Below are 25,453 nucleotides of genomic sequence, written 5' to 3' on the forward strand. Positions count from 1 at the left end.
GATAAGAGATGAAGACTCATTTAAAATTATATTCGGTAATAATGGCGCTCGGCATTTGCCTGTTTACCTCCTGCGTTAAGGAAGACAACATGTTCACAGATAACGGAAACGGCGGCGAAAGTGGTATTGTAGAGCTTGGAGATTTGCCGCCTACACGTACGGCCGGGGCAACTGCTGTTACTTATACTACCGTTACAAAATCATTCGACGCAGCTGCTGAAGTTGATGTGCCTATCGTAATAAATTACACTGGCGTAAACGGCGCACCTGCCGATGTAACGGTACAGGTAGCAATAAATAATGCAGCTGTAGCTGCCACTAGTACTACGTATACTGCATTGCCAACAAATCTTTATACAATACCGAGCAATACGGTTACTATTCTTAAAGGGCAAAAAAAGGCAAACTTTATCGTTAAAGTTAAAGCTTCATCGTTTAATTTTGCCCTTACTTATGCGCTTGGTATTCAGATAACATCAAGCTCAAATGGCATCGTTAGCGGTAATTATGGAACAGGCGTTTTTATCTTTTCTGCGAAAAATCAGTGGGATGGCGTATATCAAATTGTATCCGGACAAGTTACCAGGTACACGGCTGTGGGCGTTGTTGAAAATCCAAGTACCTTGAATGGTACCCAGGTGGGAAATCCTAATATTACTATGATTACCAACGGCGCAAACTCAGTAATTGTTAGTAACATGAAATGGTTTGGTGGTGGCGGTATCGCAGGTATCGACAATACAGTTGCTACAATAAACCCAACTACTAATGCAGTTACGATGTCTTGTTTAACAAATGCAACATTGGCGAATAGGGCAGGGTTGCCAAACAATTATGACCCGGCTACAAAGACCTTTACGTTGAACTTTGACTGGAATCAAACTACTACACCAAGACAAATGAGTCTTGTGCTAAAATATGTAAGTGCCAGATAATCCCTAAATCAATTCCACAAATAACCAGATACGCTGTTGTCTGGTTATTTGTTAATATTTAATTAGGAATCGAAAATTTTCAGCACAACAAATTTCTGCTCTTTAAATTATGCGAAAAGCATAGAAGAAAGAAACACTACCTACTGAAAAAGTTAATTAATGAATAGTTTAAGATAGAGATATGGCTGGATGGCGTATCTCTATTTTTGTTTTACATAGGTTTAAGGCGCCAGTCGTGTTTTAACCCAGTTGCCTTTAACCAGTTCAAAGTTAATTCTATCATGGAGTCTACTTCTTCGTCCCTGCCAAAATTCGATTCTTGTTGGTTTTACCAAATAACCACCCCAATGTGCGGGTTTCGGGATGGATTTACCTTCGCTTTTCAATTTTAAATCTTCAAACTTCTCTTCCAAAAATTTTCTGTCGGGGATTATCTGGCTTTGCGGAGATGCAACTGCACCAATCTGGCTTGCAACAGGGCGGGTAAGAAAATATTCTTGTGAAGTCTCTTTGTCTAACTTCTCCACGATACCTTCTACTCTAACCTGACGTTCCAAGTCGGGCCAGAAAAAAACTAAAGCAGCATAAGGATTCCGTTTTAACTCTTTGCCTTTTGCGCTTAAATAGTTTGTGAAGAATCGAAACCCGTTCTCATCAACACCTTTTAACAGCACAATTCTGGCATCTGGCCTTCCGGCTTTATCTGCAGTTGCCAATGTCATCACATTTGGCTCGTAAACCTGGGCTTCTATGGCGTGGTCAAACCACTTTATAAATTGGGTAATAGGATTGTTATCTACGTCAGATTCATCTAAGGTGGCGCTTTTGTAATCTTGGCGCAGGTTTTGTAGAAATTCGTTTGTAACTTGCATAAAACAAAAATAGGCATCTTTTACGGTGCTACAAACCAATATTGCCATGCTAAACAATATAAAACCGAAAACAGGGCGTTTACTTATTTCAGAGCCATTTATGGCCGACCCAAATTTTAAGCGGTCGGTAGTTTTGTTAACTGAACATAGCAATGAAGGTTCTGTTGGCTATATATTAAATCAGGTAGAAAACCTGATTTTAAAAGATGTTATTCAGGACTTATGGGATGCCCAAAACTACATATATTTTGGAGGCCCGGTAGCGGCTGATACCTTGCATTTTATTCACAGGGCTTTCGACAAACTGCAAAATGGCGAACCGATAGGAAATGGATTATATTGGGGCGGCAACTTTGAAACGCTGAAAATTTTAATCAATACCAATGCAATAGAGGATACTGAAGTTAAGTTTTTTATGGGATATTCTGGCTGGGATGATGGCCAACTTGCTAGCGAACTCGAGCAAAATGCGTGGATGGTGAGCGATATTTCTGATCCCGATATCATATTTGGTAATGACGAAGAAAAGCTGTGGCGGGATGTAATCGTAAACCTTGGTCCCAAATATGCTCATGTAAGCAATTTTCCTATCGATCCAAGTTTAAATTAAAACTGCAATGTTGAGCTTGTCGCAATGGTTTTTATTACGACAAGCTTAAAAGAATCTCTATAGTTTATTCATTTCATCAGCACTTTCTTCAACTTTTCTTCGCAACTCATCTTTGTAAGCTTGCATTTTAATAGTTAAAGCATCGTCTGCGGTAGCTAAAATCTGGGCAGCCAGTAAGCCGGCATTTTTGGCGGCATTTAAAGCAACAGTTGCCACGGGTATACCGTTTGGCATTTGTAAAATCGACAAAATGCTATCCCAGCCATCAATTGAGTTCGATGATTTTACGGGCACGCCGATTACAGGCAGCGTAGTAATTGATGCCACCATACCGGGTAAATGCGCTGCGCCACCAGCGCCCGCAATAATTACTTTAAGGCCTTTTTTATGAGCCTCCTTTGCATAGGTGAACATGCGTTCAGGCGTTCTGTGTGCAGAAACTACAGTTATTTCATAGTCGATTCCAAAATCTTTCAGCACATCTGCAGCATCTTGCATAACGGGCAAATCAGATTTGCTGCCCATAATTATTCCAACTTTCGCACTCATTTTAAATATTTTAATTACGGTTTTTACCCCTGGTTAATTAGTTATTAATATTTACGCCGTTACTCTTAAGGTATTCTGTACATACCTTGCTTTCTCAATGGCCTTTTCTCTGTCGATATCCACAACGGTTACGTGACCCATTTTGCGGAAAGGTTTGGTGTATTTTTTACCGTAAAGATGAACGAACACACCGTCAATTGCTAGTATTTTCTCCAGGTTCTCATATCTGGCAACACCTTCAGCACCCTTTTCACCCAGTAAATTAATCATTATGGCATTTGTAATGCTACTGGTATCGCCCAAAGGCAGATTATATATAGCACGTAAATGCTGTTCAAACTGTGAAACGTAATTTCCCTCAATAGTTTGGTGGCCGCTATTATGTGGGCGGGGGGCAACCTCATTCACCAATAATTCTCCATCGCGGCACACAAACATTTCGACAGCTAAAATGCCGGTAATGTTCATTGCTGAAGCAATATTCTTAGCAATGTTTTCTGCCTTTTGCTGTAAACTTTCTGCAAATGTTGATGGAGAAATCAAAAACTCCACAAGGTTTGCTTCCGGGTTAAATTCCATTTCTACCATAGGGAAAGTTTTCATGTCGCCATTAGCGTTCCGGGCAACAATAACAGCCACTTCTTTTTCCAAATCAACGAGCTTCTCAATAATGCAAGGCGCATCAAAAGCCTTGTCTAAATCGGCTGCGCTATTAATTTTCATCACGCCTTTTCCATCATAACCATCTTTTCTAAGTTTTAGAATGTAGGGAAATGGAATATGGCTGTTCTCCATGTCTTCCCTGGTATTTACAATTTGAAAAGGGGAAGTTGGAATGTCATTTTCTTTAAAAAACTGTTTTTGAACGCCTTTATCCTGAATTAAGCGAATTACCCTCGATTGAGGAAACACCTGTTTACCTTCTTTTTCCAACTGTTCAAGGGCTTCAATGTTTACTTTCTCGATTTCAATTGTAATGATATCAGCCTTTTTACCGAAGTTATATACTGTATCGAAATCAGTTATGGAACCATTTTCAAAATAGTTCGCAATGTGTTTGCAAGGAGCATCAGGGTCAGGGTCTAAAACCAGCGACGTTACATTATAATTTATGGCTTGTTGAATAAGCATTCTGCCTAATTGTCCGCCACCTAAAATACCCAATTTTAATTCGCTAATCTGTTTTGCCATGCGCTTGAAAATAATGCTACTTTTGTGCAAAAGTAACCATAAAAAAATTTATTGATGAATGCTGATGCAATAATTATTGGTGCAGGCGCTTGTGGATTGATGTGTGCGGTGCAGGCCGGCTATTTGGGAAAGAAGGTGATATTGCTCGAGAAAAACGAAAAACCGGGTGCTAAAATCCTGATTTCTGGTGGCGGTCGCTGCAATTATACCAACCAATTCGCATCTGCAGAGCAGTTTATCTCAGAAAATCCTCATTTCATCAAATCTTCTTTCACACAATGGACGGTTGATGATACCGTTAATTTTTTTGAAACCTACGGAATTCAGGGTAGGGAGAAAACATTGGGACAACTATTTCCTGATGAAAAAAACGCAAAAGATGTAGTTCAAATGTTTACTTCACTTTGTGCCGATTTTGGGCAGGAAATTAGGTGTAATGCTGCGGTTAAAGATATTGAGGTACTACCTAATGGTTTTAATGTGCATTATGAAAAGAATGGTAAGGAGATTCTCTTATCAACTCAAAAGGTAGTTATTGCTACCGGAGGACTGCCAATTCCAAAAATGGGTGCTACAGATTTTGCGTTGCGCTTTGCCCGGAAACACAACCTGAAGATTGTTGAAACCGCACCTGCATTAGTTCCGTTAACCATCACCGGTAAAGATGAAGAGTGGTTTGCGCAATTGTCGGGCAATTCTGTTTTTTGCGAGGTGAGCAATGATGAAATTTCTTTCGAAGAAAATATTTTGTTCACGCATTGGGGTTTAAGCGGACCGGCAATTTTACAAATTTCATCCTTTTGGCGACGTGGCGAACTCATAAATCTTAATCTATTGCCCAATCAAAATATTGCCTTATTGTTATATGATGAGCGGAAACTTAATGGAAAAACCTTGTTATCGACTTTGCTGAATCGATTTTATACCAAAAAGTTTACCGATGCCTTGGGTAAATTTTTGCCTTTAACAAAGCCTGTTGCAGCTTTAACAGGTTCCGAAATTCAGCTAATAGCCCAAACCATACACGAATTTAAGGTTAAACCTGCGGGAGATAAGGGTTACGACAAAGCCGAAGTGATGCGTGGTGGCATCGATACCAGCGAAATTTCTTCGAAAACTTTAGCGTGCAAAAAAATTCCAAACCTGTTTTTTGGTGGCGAATGTTTAGATGTTACAGGTTGGCTTGGCGGTTATAATTTCCAATGGGCGTGGGCAAGTGGTTTTGTTATTGCCCAAAACATCTAATATAACTTCGGATCCATTTTTTAAAAATCGCTCGCAAGCCTTATAAGTAAACATTGGGCATAATTTCCCATGCCCACGGTTTTTTAAAGGTTTTAAATGTTCTTAATTGAGAAAAGTAAAGCACTTCGCTTGTTTTGCTGTTGGCCACGTCTCTGCGATGTAGGTTACCAACAGTGGTGAATAATTCCCGCGTTTTAAAATCATAAACACGTTCGGTCATGTCGCCGGTGTTTTGGTTGAAGTATAAATTTATTGCGCTGGTAAGAAACCAGTCTTTTTGCTCAAATTTAAAGGTGTAACCCAGTTCCCAGCGCCATTCTGCGCCGCCTTGAAAGCGTAAATACAGTTGCTGGTCTTTAATTCCAATTCGATTAAGTGGGTCGCCGAGTTTTCCTCCTTCTTCCGAACGAAGAATGAAATCATTGTTTTGGGTCGACAAACGATAACTTCCGGTCGCTTTATCTTTAAAATAGATGGCCAGGATGCGGGGTTTTTGAGTTTCTTTGATGATGTCAGAATTGTTATCGCCATAGGTTCTGGTTTCATCGGTAACTTTATCCGATTCGAAGATTACCGCTAAATCGTCGATACCATCTTGATTCAAATCTCCATTAGCCATTTCAATTACCGACCAGCTGTTTGGCGTGAGTTGTTCAACCGAACTACCCGATGACTTCACCTTAGGAAATAAGAACGTTTTTTGAGCAAAACTTATTTGCACAAAAAGCATCAGCATAAAAAAATTAAAAACTCTCATTGAGGTTGCAAAAGGTGTTAATGTAAGCTAAAAACGTTTTTTGTGCTGTTTTAGTTTACAAGGTTATTGATAATGGGAACCAAATCTTTTTCTTATGCTTATTTTGAGCCATTGATGGCTCAGTTTGCTGCCGTAATTTTCGTTTAATTGATTTGGGTTTTGATAACGAAAAATGACCGCTGAAAAACTTAATAAATCAATAAGTGTTAAAATTCCCTTACTTTTGCAGTAAATAATAATTCCTTTTGACAACCGAAATTTTTGCCATTACGCCGCCATTTACGCAACTGAATACACCGTATCCGGCTACCGCGTATATAAAAGGTTTTTTGAATACTAAAGAAATTTCGTCGACACAGGCCGATTTAGGGATTGAGGTGATTCTGGAATTGTTTTCCAAAAGAGGCTTAAACGATTTATTCGCGGTAGACCATCAGCACCCAATCAGCGATAATGCAAAAAGAATTCTGGCATTAAAAGATGAATACCTAAAAACCATTGATGCGGTAATTGCATTTTTGCAAGGCAAGAATCCAACATTGGCGCTGCAGATTTGTGGAGATGATTTTCTGCCACAGGCCGCCCGGTTTTCTCAACTGGAAGAATTAGATTGGGCTTTCGGTGCAATGGGGACGCAAGATAAAGCTAAACATCTGGCAACGCTTTATCTTGAAGACATTTCTGATTATATTGTAGAATGTATTGACGAAAACTTTGGTTTTAGCCGATATGCTGAACGCCTTGGCAGAAGCGCTAACGCTTTCGATGAGTTATATGCTGCCTTGCAAAAAGAGCCGACTTATATTGATAAGATTCTGATTTCGATACTAGCCGAAAAAATAAAGCTACTCCAACCCAGGTTATTTTTGATTTCAGTACCTTTTCCCGGCAACTTATACAGTGCCTTTCGTTGTGCGCAATGGGTAAAAGCCAATTTCCCCGAAATTAAAATCTCGATGGGTGGTGGCTTCCCGAACACCGAGTTACGCTCACTTTCTGATAAACGAGTTTTCGAATTTTTCGATTTTATTACTTTGGATGATGGTGAACTGCCAATTGAACTCCTTATAAACAACGTTAGGGGCAATGTGCCGCCTGAGATGCAGATGTATAAACGCACGTTCTTGCTGGAAAATGATCAGGTTGTTTACAAAAACGACTCGTTCAGAAAAGATTATAAACAGGCAGATGTTGGAACACCCGATTACAGTGGCTTACTGTTGGATAAATACATTTCAGTAATTGAAATTGTGAATCCAATGCATAGATTGTGGAGCGATGGGCGGTGGAATAAACTCACGATGGCACATGGATGTTATTGGGGAAAATGTACTTTTTGCGATATATCGCTAGACTATATTAAGGTTTACGAGCCCGTTCAAGCTAGCCAAATTGTCGATCGAATAGAGGATTTGTATAGCAAAACCGGTCAACATGGTTTTCATTTTGTGGATGAAGCCGCACCGCCAGCGTTAATGCGTGAGGTTGCCCTGGAAATTATTCGCAGAAACTTAGCGGTAACCTGGTGGACGAATATTCGTTTCGAAAAAAGCTTTACTGCAGATTTATGTTTGCTTTTAAAAGCATCGGGCTGTATCGCAGTTTCCGGTGGATTAGAAGTTGCATCTGATAGATTACTGCAGTTAATCGATAAAGGCGTTACCGTTGAGCAGGTAGCTAAAGTAACCCGCAATTTTACAGCCGCCGGCATTATGGTGCATGCTTATTTAATGTACGGTTATCCTACCCAAACCGTGCAGGAAACCGTAGATAGCCTGGAAATGGTTCGGCAATTGTTTGAAGCCGGTGTTTTACAGTCTGGGTTTTGGCATCAGTTTGCCATGACGGCTCATAGTCCGGTGGGTATGTACCCGGAAAGGTTTGGCGTTGTTAAAGAAACTGAAACTGTAGGCACTTTTGCCAATAACGACATCAATTATATCGATAAAACCGGCATCGACCACAATAAATTTAGTTACGGGTTGAAGAAATCTCTTTTCAATTTTATGCATGGTGTATGTTTCGATTACGAACTGCAGGATTGGTTTGATTTCAAGATTCCGAGAACCAGAATCGCTGGCGATTTTATTGAAAAGGCTTTGAACGATGTAGCTCATTTTAATACAAAGCCAACAGCAAAAGTAGTTTGGATAGGAGGAAAGCCATCGGCCGAATACTTTACAAAGGCTAAAAAAGGCAGTACCTGGGAAATCGCTTCGCTAACCTTTCATGATAAGCGGGAAACGTTTACAATTCAAACGAATAAAAAAGAGGGCGAATGGTTGATTTCCATTTTGAACAAAATTCATATTTCGAACCCAGGCGTTTTTACTTTTGCTGAGGTTAAAGCAGATTTTGAAATTGAAATGGAGAATTTCGAATTGTTTTGGTATTCAAAACCAATTAATACTTTGAGGGAATTTGGTTTATTGGTGCTTTAATCAGTGTTCTGCTAATTAACGAACATATCATTTAGGGAATTTAAGAAACACATAGTCCAAAAACTAGGTTACCTTAAATTCCCTGTTTCAAAAGTCGCTTAGTCGCAATGCGGAACTGTAAAAGTCCAGGTTTCTGATTCGCCATTTGGCACGATGAACCCATTTCCCCTGGCATTTTCGAACCATAATTTTCCACGCAGTTTTTCTCTCGTCCCAACTTCGTTCATTGTAGCACTGTCGTACAAACGCCCATTAATCATCACGTATTTAATCTTTTCAGAGTTTCTGATATCATCCAAAGGATTGGCATCCATAACGACTAAATCCGCTAATTTTCCAACTTCTAACGAACCGATTTCTTTCTCCATCCCTAAGTAATACGCACCGTTTAAGGTCGCGTTTCTGATGGCTTGCAAAGGAGAGAAACCACCCTGAACAAACATCCAGAGTTCCCAATGCGCACCTAAACCTTGAATTTGACCATGCGCACCGAGATTTACTTTTGTACCGCCATCAGCAATCTGTTTGGTTGCTTTCGCAATATCAATATGGTTGTAATCGCTATATTCAGAGGTTGTTCTTCGTCTTGCTCTCGCATCTATTATTGAACGCGGCGTATAGGTCATTAATTTTTCGTTCTCCCAAACGTTGGTTCTGTCATACCAGTAATTTTCGCCCCATTGGCCACCGTATGCAACAATTAATGTTGGCGTGTAACCAACAGTGGTATTGTTCCACAGCGTTGTAACATCTTTATACACCGGCAAAACGGGGATGCTGTGCTCTATGCCTGTGTGCCCGTCCACCAGCATGTTCATATTATGAAAAAACGTTGACCCACCCTCTGGTACAACTTCCATTTTTAACTGGCGGGCAGCTTCTAAAATTTGCTGGCGTTGCTCGCGTCTTGGTTGGTTGTAAGATTTAACTGAAAACGCACCCACCGCTTTCAGGCGTTTAAGGTTTGCCAGAGCGTCATCCAAACTATTTATCACCACTTTAAAATCGCCATCGGCACCATATAAAATCGATCCGGTAGAGTAAACCCTTGGACCAACCATTCTTCCGGCTTTTAGCATTTCACTCTGGCTAAAAACCATTTCTGTATTGCTTGATGGATCGTGTGCGGTTGTAACCCCAAAAGCCAGATTGGCCATGTAACTCCAGTCGCTTTGGGGCGAAATACCATCCGGACTGGTGCGTAAATGCGCATGAACATCAATTATTCCCGGCATAATCGTTTTGCCGTTTACATCAATAACTTTGGCATTCGCCGGAATGCTAACAGCATCTGCTTTTCCAATCGCCGTAATTTTGTTGCCATCGGTCAGAATTGTTCCATTTTCAATCACTTCATCTCCCTTCATCGAAATAATTCTCGCACCCTTAAGGGCTACAATTCCCGTTGGGGCATCACCTTTCAAAGTTAAGTTGATATCGACAGAAGTTGCCTGTGTTTTAGGGGTAGAGCCGTCAAAATTGAAAGCGTTATTTACATCAATGGTGAAGTATTTTGGGCCTAAAGTCCAGTGTAAGTTTTTGCTATCAAAACTCCATTGCATATAAGTTCCGCCATCTGTAGTTACTTTTGCAACAGGAATTGCCTTGTTTCCAGCTGATGCATCTTGCGCTGTTCCAACATTTATCATTGGCGTAATGTAAACGTTGAAGAGTTCGTTAAAAGCAAGCCACTTATTATCAGGGCTAACTACAAACTGGTTCGCATATTGAGACGTGAAATGCGTCCGCTCATTTGCGCCATTCAAATCTATACTTTTTAATGCTTTCTTTCCATCGGCATAACCCTGGAAATAAATTCGGGTATCTGTATTGTTAAACGATGGCTTAATTCCGTTTTCAGATACGAGCGTTTTAGGACCGCCACCGGCAGGCATGATAAAAATACCTGTACCACGGCCATAATTGTAGCCTAGCACGTCGTTTCCGCTTCCTTTTCTAAAAACGATTTTATCGCCTTTGGTAGAATATTGCGGAGCATAATAAAAGCCCCTTTCATCACTCAAAGTAATGGTTTTGCCCGATTTTATGTCCGTACGTTTTATCGCTCCGCGAAGTTCATCGCTCCAGGTGGTGTAAATCACAAACTTCCCGTCAGGGCTAAAGTTTGGCTCAAATTCAAAATCCAAACCATTCGTTAATCTTTGTGGCGTTCCATTCGGCAAATCTTGTTTATAAAGAAAACCAGCCGCATTAAAAACAATTGTCTTTTCATCTGGCGATGTGGTTAATTGTCTTAACATTTTGGTAGAAAATTCGTTACTGAAAACGTTCTGTTCAAAATGTAACGCCTGCTGAACGGTTTGAACTGTATTTGCCTGAAATGGTATAACCGAATTTATTAAAGTGCTAATCTCCGTTTTTTTGATTTTTCCTTTCGCATAAAAAACCAGACTTTTGCTGTCGGGTGTCCATGCGAAGTTAGGGTAAACGCCAAAAATAGCCCATGTTTCTTGTTGGTCATGCGATAAATCCTCATTAACAGGCCACTCTTCTCCCGTTTTTATATTCTGAACATAAAGTGTCGATTTTAACCTTACACGCTTAACAAAGGCTATCAGGTTTCCATCTGGAGAAACCTGCGGACGACATGCGCCACCTTGCTCGTTTATTAAAGTTGTTAACTTCCCGGTTGTTAAGTCCAACTGGCGTATGGCATAAATGGTTCCATTTGGGTCTTTGCTGTACTCAAAATTTGGCCCCGGACTCACATCTTCGCTAAAGTAAAGATATCTTCCATCAGGCGATATATTTGGCTCTCCGGCATCTTGTTGGTCATTTTTTCGCTTCGTTAACTGAACGCCATCTCCACCGTTTATGTTATACATCCACATTTCGCCAGCGCCTAGCGAACGCCCGGCCGTAAAGTGCTTCCGGGCAACAATATATTCACTATTTGGCATCCAGGTAGCATTATTTAATAACCTAAAGGTTTCTTTGGTAACCTGTTTTTTGCCAGATCCGTCGCGATTCATTATCCAAATGTTATCGCCACCGCTTTTATCGCTGGTATAAGAAATGTATTTTCCATTAGGGCTAAATCTTGGCTGAACATCGTAAGCAATGCCGCCGCTTATTATTTTTGCCTGGCCGCCCGATATGGGCATGGTATAAATATCACCCAATAAATCAAACACGATTTCTTGTCCGTCAGGACTTACATCAAGATTCATCCAGGTGCCTTCATCCGTATTTAAAGTGAAGTTTTTAGTCGTTCCCTGAAATTTTTCAACATCCCATTTCTTATCCTGGGCGTTTGAAGTTAAAAATATAGTAAAAAGCGCAACGAGAAAGTAGAGTTGTTTCATCAATTTTTTGATTAATTATAGCGCAATTTAGCAATATCAACAGCTTTTTTATAGTTTTGGTACCGCCGATTTATGACAGCAATAGAGATTTTACAAAAACATTGGGGACACCAGGCTTTCAGGCCCTTGCAACAGGATATTATTGCGTCGGTTTTAGCGGGCAAGGATAGTTTGGCATTGTTGCCAACAGGTGGTGGCAAATCAATTTGTTTTCAGGTTCCTGCTTTAGTAAAGGAGGGCATTTGCATCGTCGTTTCGCCATTAATCGCACTGATGAAGGATCAGGTCGAAAACTTAAAATCAAAAGGAATAGAAGCCATCGCGATTTATGCCGGGATGGGGAAACGGGAAATCGACATCTTATTGGATAACTGTATCTATGGAAAAATTAAATTCCTGTACCTTTCGCCAGAACGCTTACTATCTGACCTCGTTCGGGTGAGAATTTCGTATATGAACGTTAATCTGATAGCGGTAGACGAGGCCCATTGCATTTCCCAGTGGGGCTACGATTTTCGGCCGCCATATCAACAAATTTCAAAACTGCGGGAAATTCTTCCTAACGTACCTGTTCTTGCCTTAACCGCCACAGCGACGGAATTTGTGCGGAAAGACATCGTCGAAAAACTTGAAATGAAAAATCCAGAAGTTTTCGTTAAAAGTTTCGCCAGGGATAACTTAAGCTATGTTGTTTCCGGTCAGGAGGATAAATATAAAAAGCTAATTCAGATTTGCAGAAACGTAAAAGGGACTGGCCTGGTTTATGTTCGCAACCGTAGGGAAACTGCAGAGGTTTCCAATTTTATAAACCGTAATCAAATCAAAGCAGATTTTTACCATGCCGGCCTTGAACGCGAGGTTCGGTTCCAAAAGCAAGAAGATTGGAAGCTAAATAAAACACGAATTATGGTGGCTACAAATGCCTTTGGTATGGGCATTGACAAAGCCGATGTACGCTTTGTAGTGCATTTGGATTTACCAGAAAGTCTGGAAGCCTATTATCAGGAGGCCGGAAGGGCCGGGCGTGATGAAAACAGAAGCTATGCAGTGCTACTCGCCAATAAATCGGATGTTTTAAGCCTGGAAGCCAGGTATGTCAACAGCTTCCCATCAGCAGATGAAATTAGAAAGGTATATCATTATCTGGGTAATTATTTTCAACTGGCATTTGGAGCAGGCGAGGGGCTTACCTTTACTTTTGATATTGCCGACTTTTGCAAGCGGTTTAATATCAGTGTTTTGAAAACAATATCGGCACTAAAGTTTTTGGAACACGATGGCTATATAACGCTTTCTGAAAGTGTTTTCTTGCCATCGAGATTGATGTTCACTGTGAGTCATGAAGATGTTTACAGGTTCCAGATTGAAAACAAAGCTTATGATGGCGTGATTAAAACAATTCTTCGTTCGCATGGCGGCGCATTCGACGGGTTTGTCAAAATAGATGAAGCAGATTTAGCTAAAAAATTAGGCATCTCTTTTAAAGATGTGGTTGCAATTCTTAACAAACTCCAGTCTATTGAATTGCTCACATACGTTCAGCAAACCGACCAGCCGCAACTGCAATACGTTCGCTCCAGAGTTGATATGGAACATTTTGATTTAGATGTAAAATATTTAGGTTTACGGAAAGAAATCCTGCTTAAACAGGTTAACGCTGTGGTGGCCTACACTACATCCAACAAATGCCGTAGTATACAGCTGCTCAATTATTTCGATGAAAACACTGCTGCTAAATGTGGCGTATGTGATGTTTGTCTTGCCGAAAAAAGAGCCGAAAATGAACTGCAAATGAACGATGAAATCGAATTTGAGGTTATTTCCTTACTACAACAACAGCCTTTAAACCTTGATGATTTGGTAACTACAATAAGAATCGGTTCTGAAAACGATCGCATTGATTCAATCCGCGAATTATTAGATGCCGGCAAGATTAAAACCGACGGGAAGAAATATTATATTTAGCCTTTATTTAGCTGTCCATGATTTTTAGTGGTGAAAGCTTAACAGATCAATTCAATAATGACACCGTTAAAAAAAAATCAATTCTTAATTTATCAGCTTGCCGCTTAACAGTTTAAAACACTCAACCATCTTATCGCTATTGAACCAAATGATAGAAAAAAACAATAAAAAAACCATCCGTTCCTGGGCTTTCTTCGATTGGGCAAATTCTGCCTATAATTTAGTAATTACTTCAACTATTTTTCCCGTTTATTATGTAGCGATAACTACCACAAAGGCACATGGCGATGAGGTGACGTTTTTTGGCAAAACATTTATAAACACCGTTCTATCTAATTATGCACTGGCATTTGCTTACCTGATAATGGTTGTTTTATTGCCTATTCTATCTTCTTATGCCGATGCAAAAGGCAAAAAGAAGTTTTTCATGAAATTGTTTACCTACGTTGGCTCCTTTGCCTGTATGGCTTTATTCTTTTTCAAGCTTGAAACTTTAGAAGCGGGAATTATTTGTTTTGTCCTCGCTGCCATGGGCTATGTTGGAGGGGTGATGTTTAATAACGCATACCTTCCCATTATTGCATCAACAGACAATCAGGATAAAGTAAGTGCGCAAGGTTTTTCTTATGGCTACGTAGGTAGTGTTATCTTACAACTAATTTGCTTTGTATTTGTGCTAAAACCGGCAATTTTTGGAATTACGGACCCCTCGTTGCCTGCTCGGATTTCTTTTCTGCTGGTCGGCATCTGGTGGTTCCTTTTCGCTCAAATTCCATTTAAAGCCTTGCCTAAAGACGTGCCAAATGCCGCGTCTGAAGGGCAAAGTATCATTAAAAGCAGCTTCGGAGAATTTGCCAAGGTTTGGAATCAGTTAAAACAAATGAAGTTCTTAAAAACGTACCTGATTGCCTTCTTTTTCTATTCCATGGGCGTGCAAACCATTATGTTGGCTGCTGCAGGCTTCGGCGCCAAGGTGTTGAAATTAGAATCGGGAAGTTTGATTGCAGTTATCCTAATCATACAGCTGGTGGCAATTTTAGGCGCCTGGTTAATGTCGCTTCTGGCCAAAAAACTGGGTAATATCAACGTCTTGATAATCGTTGTACTCGTTTGGATAGCATGTTGCATTTATGGGTATTCGATAACAAATGCATACCAGTTTTATGCACTAGCAGCTGTTGTAGGTCTAATTATGGGTGGTATCCAATCCTTATCACGTTCAACTTATTCGAAACATATTCCGGAAAATACAAATGATACCGCATCATTCTTTAGTTTTTACGATGCTACAGAAAAACTGGCAATCGTAATTGGCTTATTTAGCTTTGCTTTTATTGAAGGACTTACGCACAATATGCGACAATCAATTATTGCTTTGGCATCATTTTTTATAGTTGGTCTGGTATTTTTAGTGGTCTTGAAAAAAACAGAGCGCAAAGAAACCCGAAAATTGTAAGTTTGTAGCCTAAAGAATATTTGTTGATGAAAGTAGAATTGTTTGTTCCCTGTTTTGTAGACCAGCTATACCCCGAAACCGCGTTTAACACTTTGAGGTTGCTTCAAAAATCAGGATGTAAAGTTGATTATAACTCTAAACAAACATGTTGTGGACAGCCAGCCTACAATGCCGGCTATTGGGACGAGGCGAAAGAAGTGGGTACCAAATTCCTGAACGATTTCACCGAAAACACCTACGTAGTTGCTCCATCGGCCTCGTGCGTGGGCATGGTAAAAGGTGGTTTTAATGATTTGTTTACCAATACCATCGTGCATAATAAATGCAGGAATCTGCAATCCAACATCTGGGAATTGTCTGATTTTCTGGTAAACGTTGCTAAGAAAGATTATTTCGGAGCCGAACTGGAGGGCAAAGCGGTGTACCACGATTCTTGTAGTGCGCTTCGCGAATGCAAAATTAAAGACGAACCTCGTCTGCTTCTATCTAAGGTGCATGGTTTGGAAATGCTCGAACTGGAAGATACCGATATGTGTTGCGGCTTCGGCGGCACATTCGCGGTAAAGTTCGATGCGATTTCATCAGCAATGGCCGAGCAAAAAGTTAACCATGCGATTGCCCAGCAGGCAGATTATATTATTTCTACAGATTTATCATGCCTTTTACATCTTCAGGGCTATATCGATAAAAACAACCTTCCAATAAAAACCATGCACATTGCAGATGTTTTATGTAATGGCTGGTTGGAAAGCACTGAATACTAACAATAATTTTACTGCTGATTTAGAAGTATTTAACACTTTTTAACAGCTTTGATGTTAAATGTAAAATACCTTTGTTAAACCTTTCTTAAGGTTTCGCATCTAAACAATAATACCATCTTGGTTTATGATCATAATTTAAATAAACCGTGGCGGCTTCATCAACAATAAAAACCAAATTATAAACAGAATGAAAAAATTAGTTTTCGCTTTATTAGGGGTTTTATCTATCGCATCTGTAGCAAATGCGCAAAAGAAAACCACGGGAGCCATACAATTCGAAACCACAATCGATCCTGCCGCAATGATGGCTGCAAGTGGTGTAAAAATTCCAGAGCAAATGGCAGCTAGAATGCCATCGAGCAGTAAATCCAACTTTGAGTTGCTTTTTAATGCTACAAATGCGAGCTATATGCCCGTTGAGGAAACAGAAGATAGTAACGGTGCAGGTGGAGGCGGCGGTGGCATGGGCCGTATGATGAGGGGTTTCGGTGGTGCCGGTGGCAACAGAGAATATTATTACTCCTTCGCGGATAAGAAATTGGTAGAGGTTTTTGATTTAAGTGACACAACTTATGTAATGCAAAGTGGCTTAAAACTTAATCCGACTAGTAGTTTAGGCTTTGGCGGCGGTATGGGAAGAAATCAAAATCCAAATGATACCACAAAGGCGAAACCAGTAGTGCAACCTAAAATTGAAGTGGTGAAAACTGATGCCACAAAGCAGATTTGTGGCCTTACCTGCCATGAAGCGATTGTAAAATCGACCAAAAAGATGAAAATTTTGGATATGGATAGAGATGTAACAGAAGAAACCCACATTTGGTACACAACAGATTTAGGTTTCGATTTTTCGCCAAATCCAAACATGTGGACCGAAGGCGCTGTTTTGGCGATTGAAGGACGTGGAAATAACACCATAGCGAAAAGTATAGAATATAGAGGGGTAAGTGCAAAAGATGTTACCGCTCCAAAAAAAGCAACGCCAATTACTGAAGCTGAATATAGAGCAAAAATGGAAAACATGATGAAACGTTTCAGAGGTAATGGCAACGGCAGACCCGGTGGCGCAGGTGGTGTAGTGGTTAGGGGCTTCGGCGGATAGTTAGTATTAGATATTTTTAAAGCCTGTTCATTCTTTTTGAGCAGGCTTTTTTTTTGTAAAATTGAGTTCTGGTAACACAAATTTTCTAACAAAATCGCGACAAAACAGTTCCGTTCGACTAAATTTATCTATCATTGAAGGGAAAATTATAAAAAGTATCGGGTGAATTAATGAACAAAGTAGAAGTTTTAAAAACCAAAGCACATTTCGAAATTTTGGATGGGTTAAGGGGTTTGGCTGCCATTGTGGTGGTATTTTATCATTTTATGGAGATAGCGATAACCGATTATAGCAAAAATTTTATTGCGCATGGATATTTGGCCGTAGATTTTTTCTTCTGTTTATCGGGCTTTGTAATTGCATACGCTTATGATAACAGAGCCGAAAAACTAGGTGTTTTTTCTTTCATCAAATTAAGACTTATACGGTTACATCCGCTGGTTATAATTGGTTCGATTCTGGGTTTACTAACATTCCTTTTCGATCCTTTTAGTAATTTCTACCCGGTTTATGGCTTTACAAAAACGGCGTTGCTGTTTTTTGCCTCTGCTTTTTTAATACCTTATCCGGTTATGGCAGAGCGCTACTTCAACCTATTCAACCTTAATGCACCCGCCTGGTCACTTTTTTGGGAATACATTGCCAATATTTTCTATATACTCATTCTATTTAAGTTAAACAGGAAGGTGTTGCAAGCCATAACGTTAATTGCCGCTGTTGTAATTTGTTTCGTTGCATTTAAATCCACTAATTTGATGGGCGGCTGGGGAGGACCGAGCTTCTGGGATGGTGGCGCAAGGGTGCTCTATTCTTTTCTCGCGGGTATGCTCGTTTACCGGTCGAACTGGATAATCAAAAATCGTTTAGGTTTTCTGGGCATTTCTGCTTTATTGCTCGTTGCCTTCCTGGTTCCATTTAATGAGAAATACAATTGGCTTTCTGAACCACTAATTGTGCTTGTATACTTTCCTGTACTGGTTGCTCTGGGTGCTGGCGCAAAACTAGAGGCCCGTTTCGAAAAAATTTGTAAACTATCGGGGGAGCTATCTTATCCACTTTACATGACACACTATCCATTTATCTGGATATTCCTGACTTATGTGGCCGTAGTTAAACCAGATATGTCTTTGCTAAAAGTGATTATCCCGATTTCTGTGTGCTTACTTATTGCCTTTGCCTATTTAATAATGCTTTATGTAGATAAACCAGTGCGCAAATATTTACAGAAAAAATTTTTAGTAAAAGGATGAACCAGTATTCCGGAAGCTGCCTATTGCTGCCAAAATGGTTATTGAAACTTGCTTTTAAGCATGAAAAAGCGCATCTTTGCAGAAAATAAAATCACTTTGTATGTGATTTAGAAATAACCATTTTTTTAAACCGTTCTGAAACTTTAAAATAGCGACGAACAAAATCATAGTTGTAGATGATTAATATTACTTTACCTGACGGCTCCGTTCGTCAGTACGAAAAGGGCACCTCTGCCCATCAAATTGCCTTATCAATTTCCGAAGGCTTAGCAAGAAATGTTTTAGCAGCCGAAGTTAACGGCCAGGTTTGGGATTCAACACGCCCAATAGAGGCTGATTCAACAGTAAAATTGTTAACCTGGAATGATGCAGATGGCAAATCAACCTTTTGGCACTCATCAGCGCATTTAATGGCTGAAGCCCTGGAAGCACTTTATCCGGGAACAAAATTTGGCATCGGACCAGCAATTGAAACCGGCTTTTATTATGACGTAGATTTTGGCGACAAAGAATTTTCGTCGGATGATTTCAAGGCGATTGAAACCAAAATGATCGAATTAGCTAAGCAAAAAGAAACTTTCACACGTGAAAATGTAAGCAAAGCTGATGCGATAAAATATTTTACCGAAAAGGGAGATGAGTATAAACTCGACCTGATTGATGGCTTGGAAGATGGAAAGATCACTTTTTATACTCAGGGAGCTTTCACCGATTTATGCCGTGGTCCGCATATTCCGAATACAGGCTTTGTAAAAGCAGTAAAACTGATGAATGTTGCCGGCGCTTACTGGCGTGGAGACGAAACTAAAAAGCAGTTAACACGTATATATGGCGTAACTTTTCCGAAGGCTGGCGAACTTACTGAGTACCTTGCTATGATTGAGGAAGCAAAAAAACGCGACCATAGAAAATTAGGCAAGGAACTTGAATTATTTATGTTTTCGGAAAAAGTGGGTGCCGGGTTACCAATGTGGTTACCGAAAGGGACTGCTTTGCGTGAGCGTCTGGTAAACTTTTTAACCAGGGCACAATCTAAATCCGGGTACGAACAGGTGGTTACCCCTCACATCGGAAACAAAAATTTGTACGTTACTTCAGGTCACTGGGATAAGTATGGTAAAGATTCGTTTCAGCCGATAAAAACGCCGCAAGAGGGAGAGGAGTTCTTTTTAAAACCGATGAACTGCCCGCACCACTGTGAAATGTATAAATTTAAACCCCGCTCTTACAAAGATTTGCCGGTTCGTTTTGCAGAGTTTGGTACTGTTTATCGTTACGAGCAAAGTGGCGAATTACATGGGTTAACCCGTGTGCGTGGCTTTACGCAAGATGATGCACACTTATTCTGTATGCCGGAGCAAGTGAAAGATGAATTTAAAAAAGTTATTGATTTAGTACTTTATGTGTTTAAATCTTTAGGTTTTGAAAACTATACTGCGCAAATTTCGTTAAGAGATCCGGATAATAAGTCGAAATACATTGGGTCTGATGAAAACTGGAGACTGGCAGAAAGCGCAATCGTTGAAGCGGCTGCAGAGAAAGGCTTAAATACCATCGTGGAATATGGCGAGGCGGCTTTTTATGGCCCCAAGTTAGATTTTATGGTGAAAGATGCCCTTGGCAGAAAGTGGCAATTAGGCACCATTCAGGTAGATTACAATTTACCCGAGCGGTTTGAGCTGGAATACACCGGTAGCGATAACCTAAAACACAGACCAGTAATGATCCACCGTGCGCCGTTTGGCTCGCTTGAAAGATTTGTTGCTGTTTTGATAGAACATTGTGCAGGAAACTTCCCGCTATGGTTAAGTCCGGAGCAATTTATAATTCTTCCTATTTCAGAAAAATATGAAGATTATGCAAAAAAAGTTTTAGATGAGCTAAATAATTCCGATATTCGCGGGCTGATTGACTTTCGTGATGAGAAAATCGGGCGGAAAATCCGTGATGCGGAGGTTAAAAAAATCCCATATATGCTCATCATTGGTGAGAAAGAGATGGCTGAAGGTAAAATTTCAATCAGAAAACACGGTGAGGGAGATTTGGGCGAAATGACGTTGGAAGAATTCAGCGGCTTATTATTGAAAGAAATAACAGTTTAAATAAAAATTAATTTTATACAAATTTGGCATTAGGAAGACCAGGATTTAACAGGGGACCACGTCCGCCTTTTAAGAAAAAAGAAGCAGAACATAACATTAATCAGTACATTAAATCGCCTGAAGTGCGTTTGGCTGGCGATAATGTTGAACCGGGGATTTATCCTTTGGCTAAAGCTTTGGCACTTGCTGATGAACTGGAATTGGATTTGGTAGAGATTTCGCCGAATGCAGTGCCTCCGGTTTGTAGAATTATTGATTACAGTAAGTTTGTTTACGAGCAAAAGAAAAAGCAGAAAGAGATAAAATCGAATGCAAAGCAAACTGTAATTAAGGAGATTCGTTTCGGTCCTAACACGAACGACCACGATTTCCAGTTTAAGCTAAAACATGCAGTGAGTTTTTTAGAGAACGGTGAGAAGGTTAGAGCTTACGTGCATTTTAAAGGTAGAGCAATTGTTTACAAAGAACAGGGTGAAATTTTATTATTAAAATTTGCTCAGGCTTTGGAAGATGTAGGAAAAGTAGAATTGTTACCTAAGTTAGAAGGTAAACGTATGTTCCTTACAGTTGCGCCTAAAGTAGCAAAAAAATAAAAATAGGTTTATAAATTAAAAAACAGGTTATGCCAAAAATGAAAACCAATTCCAGTGCTAAAAAGCGTTTTTCGCTTACTGGAACAGGTAAAATCAAAAGAAACAACGCATACAAAAGTCACATCTTAACAAAGATGAGTACTAAACGTAAACGTGCACTTGGAAATGCTAGCATGGTAACAGCAGCAGATACTGGTAACGTTAAACGTATGCTTTGTATCGGAAAGTAATTTATTAATTCACCAGGTATCAGGCTTTAAGTTTCCGGTTAAACGGAACGCCGCTTGCCAAAAAACAACAACAACATGCCACGTTCGGTAAACGCAGTAGCTTCGAGAAGAAGAAGAAAAAAAATCCTTAACCTTGCGAAAGGTTATTGGGGAGCAAGAAGTAAGGTTTATACTGTTGCTAAAAACACAGTAGAAAAAGGTTTGCAATATGCATACCGTGACCGTAAAGTTAAGAAAAGAGAATTCCGCGGATTATGGATCCAACGTATTAATGCGGGTGCTCGTCAGCACGGTATTTCTTACTCTCAATTAATTGGTAAACTTGCTTCAAAAGAAATCGGTTTAAACCGTAAAGTATTGGCTGATTTAGCAATGAATCACCCGGAAGCTTTTAAAGCTGTAATTGATGCAGTAAAATAGAAATTTTCGCTTCGGCGGTAATCATATTTTAAAAAGTCACGATGCAAATCGTGACTTTTTTGTTTAGCGGTAATCCATCTTGAATTTACTTAAATCAGGTTTCTTATTCCTGCCCCGCGACAATTCAAATTCATAAATCGTTCGGCCCAGATTTTTCATAAAGGGATAACATACCGTTTCATATTCGTACTTGTTATCATTAAAAATACCGTCTTCATTGCTTTGTACTACCGCTGTTAAGAAAAATTCAATTCCATTATCAAAATCTACGAAATAAGAATTGTCGATAATAAAGCCATAACTATCGCCATATTTATTAAAAATCCGAATGCCTGGTTCTGGTTCTAAATTTTGTTCGCGGCCATAAAAAAGCATTTTCGCATAAGTTGGCCAAAACGCTTTCGGGTCATACTTCGGATATTTACTTTCTGTTGGGTATTTGCTCATATAAGTGTAAATGAGTTTGTAATCTTCAGCAGTTAATTTATACCGCTCCTGAGCGGGAAAAGCTTCTGGAAAAATAAGTTTCTGAATAAGTTTTTGCTGGTCGTTAATGGCAAAGGCATTTTTATCTTCCAGGTTAAAAGGTTTATTCACTAATTTATCTGCACTGTCGAGATAACCTTTTCCCATCACCGTGTTAGTTAATTGGAGCAAATATTCTTTTGGGTCGTATTGGGCCGGTTGTTTATAAACCAGCTTGTCGCCATTATAAAAATTTATTGGATTGGTGTGTTTAGCTGCTTCCCCGGCATCGCCAATGGCTAAACGATTCAAGATTCTGCTGTCATTTAAACCGTTTGCTTTCAACTTTCGATTCAATTCTGCACGCCCTACAAATTCATAAAGGCGGTTGAAAGCATCATTATCACTCGTTAAAAGAATTTTTTTTATGTAATGTTCAATCGATGGTAAGTGATTCTCTGCGGAGGTGTCTTTTGTTACTTTTGTTTGTCCGGCAAATGCGCTGTCTGTTAGCATGGTACTTTTTGACGTTAAGCCCTTAGCCTTTAAACCATTTACTTTTTCCAACGCAAAAATTACGGCTGCGAGTTTTACCGTACTGGCGGGATAAAAATAATGGTGTGGATTTAAATTATAGCTGTATGTTTTGAAGGTAGGCCTATTTTTTTCATACCGATTTATCTGTGTATATAACACCTGAACTTGATTTTTATCCGGATGGTTTAGTATAGAACTGAACAATTCAGGCTTAGCTTCCATCAATTTTTTCAAAAAAACACTATCTGCTTTTTGTGCGTTTGCAGTTAAACCCATTATAAAAAGTGCTGATGTAAATATCCATCTCATAAATAAAATTTTATCTTAAAGTTAGTTATTTGTAGTACAAAAGCCATTTTACAACATCCATTTTACATCTTACTTAATTTTACTACTTTTGCAGCGCTTTTGGTTTCCGGCTTTACAACCGGAATTAAAAGGGAATGCAGTGTAATTCTGCAACTGTCCCGCAGCTGTAAGCTCCATAACGGTATTTCAATCTAAAGCCACTGTTTTTAAAAAAAGGCGGGAAGGCAGAAAATTCCGGGAGCAAGTCAGAAGACCTGCCTTAGCGAATAATTTCATAGCTTTCGGGGATTGAAGCTAGGATTGAGGTACTAAACGTTTTCGTATTTTCATTTCCTTTCCTAATCTGTTGGCTGTGGGCAAAACTCACAATCAAATGAACAAAAAAAGAATTTTAATTGCGGCAAGCCTAGGGTTTGCTCAGTTAAGTGTTTGTCAACTAGCTGCTGCGCAAGATAGTTTGCAACTAAAAGATGTCGTTATCACGGCAACGAAAAATGACCAGAAACAATCGCAAACGGGTAAAGTTGTTACCATAATTAGCAGCGAAGTTTTAGAAAGAAGTCATGGAAAGTCTCTTCCGGATTTAATTAGCGAACAAGCCGGAATAATTGTAGCGGGGTCTAGCAGCAATCCGGGGTTGAACAAATCGGTATTTTTCCGGGGTGCAGGAAGTGCATATGCGGTAGTTTTAATTGACGGAATTGTTCAGAATGATCCATCAGGAAATGGCGGTGCTTTTGATTTACGTTTGTTGTCAATAGATCAGATAGACAGAATCGAAATCCTGCGTGGCGGTCAGTCGACCATTTACGGTTCTGATGCTGTTGCAGGCGTTATAAATATCATCACAAAAAAAGGCGGACCAAAAGGCAATACTATATATGGTGTTGCAAGTGCCGGCAGTTATAACACCTACAAAGGAACCATTGGCTTGAATGGTGGGGTTGAAGGCTTTACCTATAATGTGAACTACACTCAAAACAAAACTGACGGAATTTCTGAAGCTGCAAATCCTGTTGGCAATACTGCGGAGTTTGACAAGGACGGTTTTAGAACAGGCGCCTTAAATGCAAATTTTGGTCTCAAGCTTACAAACCAACTGTCAATTAGTCCATTTGTAAGGTATTATTATGGAAATTATAGTTTTGACGGCGGTGCTTTTACCGACGCTGGTAACTATTCGATTTTAAAAAATGTAGCCGCAGGTACAAATGCTAAATACGAATTTGGAACAGGAAAAGTAACATTAAATTACAGCTATGAAAGTACGTCAAATGATGCGCATAGTTCTTTTCCAAGTTTTACGCAGGGGAAAGTGAACATTGTTGACCTATTTTACAACCAGAAGTTAAACGATAAACTCGATTTATTGGTAGGGATTGATAATCGTGTGATGAAACTCACTGCTTCTGGTTCCAACCCAAAATCGAATATTTTTGCAGCCTACAGTTCATTGTTTTTACATGATTTAAGCATTTTCAACTTAGAAGTTGGCGGGCGTTACAATAAGCACGAACAATATGGCGAAAATTACACCTACTCGATTACACCGAGCATCAATATTATCAAAGAAATTAAGCTTTTTGGTACCGTATCTACCGCATTTAAAGTGCCTACATTAAATATGCTTTTCGGGCAATTCGGCGCAAACCTGGCACTTAAGCCTGAAAAATCTCAAAATTACGAGGCAGGAGTTAATTTTAGTTTTGCTGATGATAAGTTTTCCTTACGCGTTGCTGGCTACAAACGTGACCTAAAAGATGCGATAATTTATGCTTATCCCGCAGGTTATGTAAACCAGGTAAATCAAAAAACAAAAGGATTCGAGGTTGAGCCGGCAGTTAAATTAGGTAAATTTAGTTTTAACGGATATTACGCATATGTTGAAGGAAATGAATTTAACTTCGTAGATAATGCAATTGCCGATTATCTTTTCCGCCGCCCGAAACATACATTCGGATTAACTGCCGGTTTGAAAGCCACTGAAAATTTATTTTTGAGTGCTAACTACCGCTACTTTGGCAACCGCACAGACGGAAATTTTAGCACTTATACGGTTGATACCTTGCCAGCATATAAGTTACTTGGTGCTTACGCTGAATATGCAATCGCAGCTAAAAGGGTGAAAATATTTTTCGATGCTAAAAATATATTGAATGAAAAATATAGTGAAATAATTGGTTACAATAGCTTAGGTTTCAACTTTAATACGGGTGTAACTTTTAATATCCGCTAATAAAATTTAACTTTGCGCTAAAGGGCAGAACACCTTCTAACTAAAATTTTATAATACCGGCCGCAGCTGCCGATTAATTACTGCTTTAAACAAATATT

At 39.6% G+C, this 25,453-nt stretch carries 20 protein-coding genes and 1 riboswitch; of the genes, 14 read left to right on the top strand and 6 right to left on the bottom strand.

What is annotated here, in order from left to right; translation table 11 throughout:
• Positions 1 to 8 precede the first annotated feature (8 nt).
• On the top strand, positions 9 to 935 hold the full coding sequence (locus AC0IWT_RS03755) for a DUF1735 domain-containing protein (RefSeq protein ID WP_471796047.1): 927 nt from the start codon (positions 9 to 11) through the stop codon (positions 933 to 935).
• Between the two features lie 221 nt (positions 936 to 1,156).
• Here the strand turns inward: AC0IWT_RS03755 and pdxH are convergent, their stop codons facing one another.
• Entirely contained in the window at positions 1,157 to 1,807 is a 651-nt protein-coding gene (gene pdxH / locus AC0IWT_RS03760) for a pyridoxamine 5'-phosphate oxidase (protein ID WP_471796048.1), read from the bottom strand.
• A 46-nt stretch (positions 1,808 to 1,853) separates the two neighbouring features.
• Here pdxH and AC0IWT_RS03765 point away from each other — a divergent pair, with 46 nt between their 5' ends.
• Positions 1,854 to 2,417 (top strand): YqgE/AlgH family protein, encoded by a 564-nt coding sequence (locus tag AC0IWT_RS03765; RefSeq protein WP_471796049.1) that lies wholly within the window; start codon positions 1,854 to 1,856, stop codon positions 2,415 to 2,417.
• 57 nt (positions 2,418 to 2,474) lie between these two features.
• On the opposite strand, the gene purE is transcribed toward AC0IWT_RS03765, so the two are convergent.
• On the bottom strand, positions 2,475 to 2,966 hold the full coding sequence (purE, locus tag AC0IWT_RS03770) for a 5-(carboxyamino)imidazole ribonucleotide mutase (RefSeq protein ID WP_056872820.1): 492 nt from the start codon (positions 2,964 to 2,966) through the stop codon (positions 2,475 to 2,477).
• A 51-nt stretch (positions 2,967 to 3,017) separates the two neighbouring features.
• A complete protein-coding gene (locus AC0IWT_RS03775; protein WP_471796050.1) occupies positions 3,018 to 4,157 on the bottom strand; it encodes a 5-(carboxyamino)imidazole ribonucleotide synthase in 1,140 nt (379 codons plus the stop codon).
• A gap of 54 nt (positions 4,158 to 4,211) precedes the next feature.
• Here AC0IWT_RS03775 and AC0IWT_RS03780 point away from each other — a divergent pair, with 54 nt between their 5' ends.
• Positions 4,212 to 5,402: a BaiN/RdsA family NAD(P)/FAD-dependent oxidoreductase gene (locus AC0IWT_RS03780; RefSeq protein ID WP_471796051.1), complete on the top strand. Its 1,191-nt coding sequence runs from the start codon at positions 4,212 to 4,214 to the stop codon at positions 5,400 to 5,402.
• A gap of 40 nt (positions 5,403 to 5,442) precedes the next feature.
• On the opposite strand, the gene AC0IWT_RS03785 is transcribed toward AC0IWT_RS03780, so the two are convergent.
• On the bottom strand, positions 5,443 to 6,159 hold the full coding sequence (locus AC0IWT_RS03785; RefSeq protein WP_056872817.1) for a hypothetical protein: 717 nt from the start codon (positions 6,157 to 6,159) through the stop codon (positions 5,443 to 5,445).
• A 245-nt stretch (positions 6,160 to 6,404) separates the two neighbouring features.
• On the opposite strand from AC0IWT_RS03785, the gene AC0IWT_RS03790 reads away from it, so the two are divergent.
• A complete protein-coding gene (locus AC0IWT_RS03790; RefSeq protein WP_471796052.1) occupies positions 6,405 to 8,600 on the top strand; it encodes a B12-binding domain-containing radical SAM protein in 2,196 nt (731 codons plus the stop codon).
• 98 nt (positions 8,601 to 8,698) lie between these two features.
• Here AC0IWT_RS03790 and AC0IWT_RS03795 read toward each other — a convergent pair whose 3' ends face one another.
• Complete coding sequence (locus tag AC0IWT_RS03795; RefSeq protein WP_471796053.1) at positions 8,699 to 11,926, bottom strand: amidohydrolase family protein; 3,228 nt, start codon at positions 11,924 to 11,926, stop codon at positions 8,699 to 8,701.
• A 72-nt stretch (positions 11,927 to 11,998) separates the two neighbouring features.
• Here AC0IWT_RS03795 and AC0IWT_RS03800 point away from each other — a divergent pair, with 72 nt between their 5' ends.
• The 9 genes from AC0IWT_RS03800 to rplT all read left to right on the top strand — a co-directional run bounded on the left by AC0IWT_RS03800 (position 11,999) and on the right by rplT (position 21,808).
• Positions 11,999 to 13,891: a RecQ family ATP-dependent DNA helicase gene (locus AC0IWT_RS03800; protein ID WP_471796054.1), complete on the top strand. Its 1,893-nt coding sequence runs from the start codon at positions 11,999 to 12,001 to the stop codon at positions 13,889 to 13,891.
• Positions 13,892 to 14,039: 148 nt separating this feature from the next.
• Positions 14,040 to 15,347, top strand: coding sequence for an MFS transporter (locus AC0IWT_RS03805; RefSeq protein ID WP_471796055.1), 1,308 nt, complete (start codon positions 14,040 to 14,042; stop codon positions 15,345 to 15,347).
• A gap of 26 nt (positions 15,348 to 15,373) precedes the next feature.
• Entirely contained in the window at positions 15,374 to 16,111 is a 738-nt protein-coding gene (locus AC0IWT_RS03810) for a (Fe-S)-binding protein (protein ID WP_471796056.1), read from the top strand.
• Between the two features lie 187 nt (positions 16,112 to 16,298).
• On the top strand, positions 16,299 to 17,213 hold the full coding sequence (locus AC0IWT_RS03815; RefSeq protein WP_471796057.1) for a hypothetical protein: 915 nt from the start codon (positions 16,299 to 16,301) through the stop codon (positions 17,211 to 17,213).
• 170 nt (positions 17,214 to 17,383) lie between these two features.
• Positions 17,384 to 18,463 carry an acyltransferase family protein gene (locus AC0IWT_RS03820; RefSeq protein WP_471796058.1) on the top strand — a complete coding sequence of 360 codons (1,080 nt, stop codon included), beginning with the start codon at positions 17,384 to 17,386 and terminating at the stop codon, positions 18,461 to 18,463.
• A 176-nt stretch (positions 18,464 to 18,639) separates the two neighbouring features.
• Positions 18,640 to 20,565, top strand: a complete 1,926-nt coding sequence (gene thrS, locus AC0IWT_RS03825; protein ID WP_471796059.1) for a threonine--tRNA ligase — start codon at positions 18,640 to 18,642, stop codon at positions 20,563 to 20,565.
• A 23-nt stretch (positions 20,566 to 20,588) separates the two neighbouring features.
• Positions 20,589 to 21,158 (top strand): translation initiation factor IF-3, encoded by a 570-nt coding sequence (gene infC / locus AC0IWT_RS03830; protein WP_056872808.1) that lies wholly within the window; start codon positions 20,589 to 20,591, stop codon positions 21,156 to 21,158.
• 29 nt (positions 21,159 to 21,187) lie between these two features.
• Positions 21,188 to 21,388 carry a 50S ribosomal protein L35 gene (gene rpmI / locus AC0IWT_RS03835; protein ID WP_056872807.1) on the top strand — a complete coding sequence of 67 codons (201 nt, stop codon included), beginning with the start codon at positions 21,188 to 21,190 and terminating at the stop codon, positions 21,386 to 21,388.
• A gap of 75 nt (positions 21,389 to 21,463) precedes the next feature.
• Entirely contained in the window at positions 21,464 to 21,808 is a 345-nt protein-coding gene (gene rplT / locus AC0IWT_RS03840) for a 50S ribosomal protein L20 (protein WP_025144714.1), read from the top strand.
• Between the two features lie 63 nt (positions 21,809 to 21,871).
• Here rplT and AC0IWT_RS03845 read toward each other — a convergent pair whose 3' ends face one another.
• Complete coding sequence (locus AC0IWT_RS03845) at positions 21,872 to 23,119, bottom strand: serine hydrolase (protein WP_471796060.1); 1,248 nt, start codon at positions 23,117 to 23,119, stop codon at positions 21,872 to 21,874.
• A gap of 83 nt (positions 23,120 to 23,202) precedes the next feature.
• A riboswitch (cobalamin riboswitch) is annotated at positions 23,203 to 23,395 on the top strand.
• Between the two features lie 97 nt (positions 23,396 to 23,492).
• Between AC0IWT_RS03845 and AC0IWT_RS03850 the strand changes: the two genes are divergently transcribed.
• Positions 23,493 to 25,355, top strand: coding sequence for a TonB-dependent receptor plug domain-containing protein (locus AC0IWT_RS03850; protein WP_471796061.1), 1,863 nt, complete (start codon positions 23,493 to 23,495; stop codon positions 25,353 to 25,355).
• Positions 25,356 to 25,453 lie beyond the last annotated feature (98 nt).

The organism is Pedobacter sp. AC464, assembly GCF_979253075.1.

What these genes read in the sequence shown, in the direction of transcription:
- AC0IWT_RS03755 (WP_471796047.1), top strand. Translation starts at nt 9, where the DNA reads ATGAAGACTCATTTAAAATTATATTCGGTAATAATGGCGCTCGGCATT.
- pdxH (WP_471796048.1), bottom strand. Translation starts at nt 1,807, where the DNA reads ATGCAAGTTACAAACGAATTTCTACAAAACCTGCGCCAAGATTACAAA.
- AC0IWT_RS03765 (WP_471796049.1), top strand. Translation starts at nt 1,854, where the DNA reads ATGCTAAACAATATAAAACCGAAAACAGGGCGTTTACTTATTTCAGAG.
- purE (WP_056872820.1), bottom strand. Translation starts at nt 2,966, where the DNA reads ATGAGTGCGAAAGTTGGAATAATTATGGGCAGCAAATCTGATTTGCCC.
- AC0IWT_RS03775 (WP_471796050.1), bottom strand. Translation starts at nt 4,157, where the DNA reads ATGGCAAAACAGATTAGCGAATTAAAATTGGGTATTTTAGGTGGCGGA.
- AC0IWT_RS03780 (WP_471796051.1), top strand. Translation starts at nt 4,212, where the DNA reads ATGAATGCTGATGCAATAATTATTGGTGCAGGCGCTTGTGGATTGATG.
- AC0IWT_RS03785 (WP_056872817.1), bottom strand. Translation starts at nt 6,159, where the DNA reads ATGAGAGTTTTTAATTTTTTTATGCTGATGCTTTTTGTGCAAATAAGT.
- AC0IWT_RS03795 (WP_471796053.1), bottom strand. Translation starts at nt 11,926, where the DNA reads ATGAAACAACTCTACTTTCTCGTTGCGCTTTTTACTATATTTTTAACT.
- AC0IWT_RS03800 (WP_471796054.1), top strand. Translation starts at nt 11,999, where the DNA reads ATGACAGCAATAGAGATTTTACAAAAACATTGGGGACACCAGGCTTTC.
- AC0IWT_RS03805 (WP_471796055.1), top strand. Translation starts at nt 14,040, where the DNA reads ATGATAGAAAAAAACAATAAAAAAACCATCCGTTCCTGGGCTTTCTTC.
- AC0IWT_RS03810 (WP_471796056.1), top strand. Translation starts at nt 15,374, where the DNA reads ATGAAAGTAGAATTGTTTGTTCCCTGTTTTGTAGACCAGCTATACCCC.
- AC0IWT_RS03815 (WP_471796057.1), top strand. Translation starts at nt 16,299, where the DNA reads ATGAAAAAATTAGTTTTCGCTTTATTAGGGGTTTTATCTATCGCATCT.
- AC0IWT_RS03820 (WP_471796058.1), top strand. Translation starts at nt 17,384, where the DNA reads ATGAACAAAGTAGAAGTTTTAAAAACCAAAGCACATTTCGAAATTTTG.
- thrS (WP_471796059.1), top strand. Translation starts at nt 18,640, where the DNA reads ATGATTAATATTACTTTACCTGACGGCTCCGTTCGTCAGTACGAAAAG.
- rpmI (WP_056872807.1), top strand. Translation starts at nt 21,188, where the DNA reads ATGCCAAAAATGAAAACCAATTCCAGTGCTAAAAAGCGTTTTTCGCTT.
- rplT (WP_025144714.1), top strand. Translation starts at nt 21,464, where the DNA reads ATGCCACGTTCGGTAAACGCAGTAGCTTCGAGAAGAAGAAGAAAAAAA.
- AC0IWT_RS03845 (WP_471796060.1), bottom strand. Translation starts at nt 23,119, where the DNA reads ATGAGATGGATATTTACATCAGCACTTTTTATAATGGGTTTAACTGCA.
- AC0IWT_RS03850 (WP_471796061.1), top strand. Translation starts at nt 23,493, where the DNA reads ATGAACAAAAAAAGAATTTTAATTGCGGCAAGCCTAGGGTTTGCTCAG.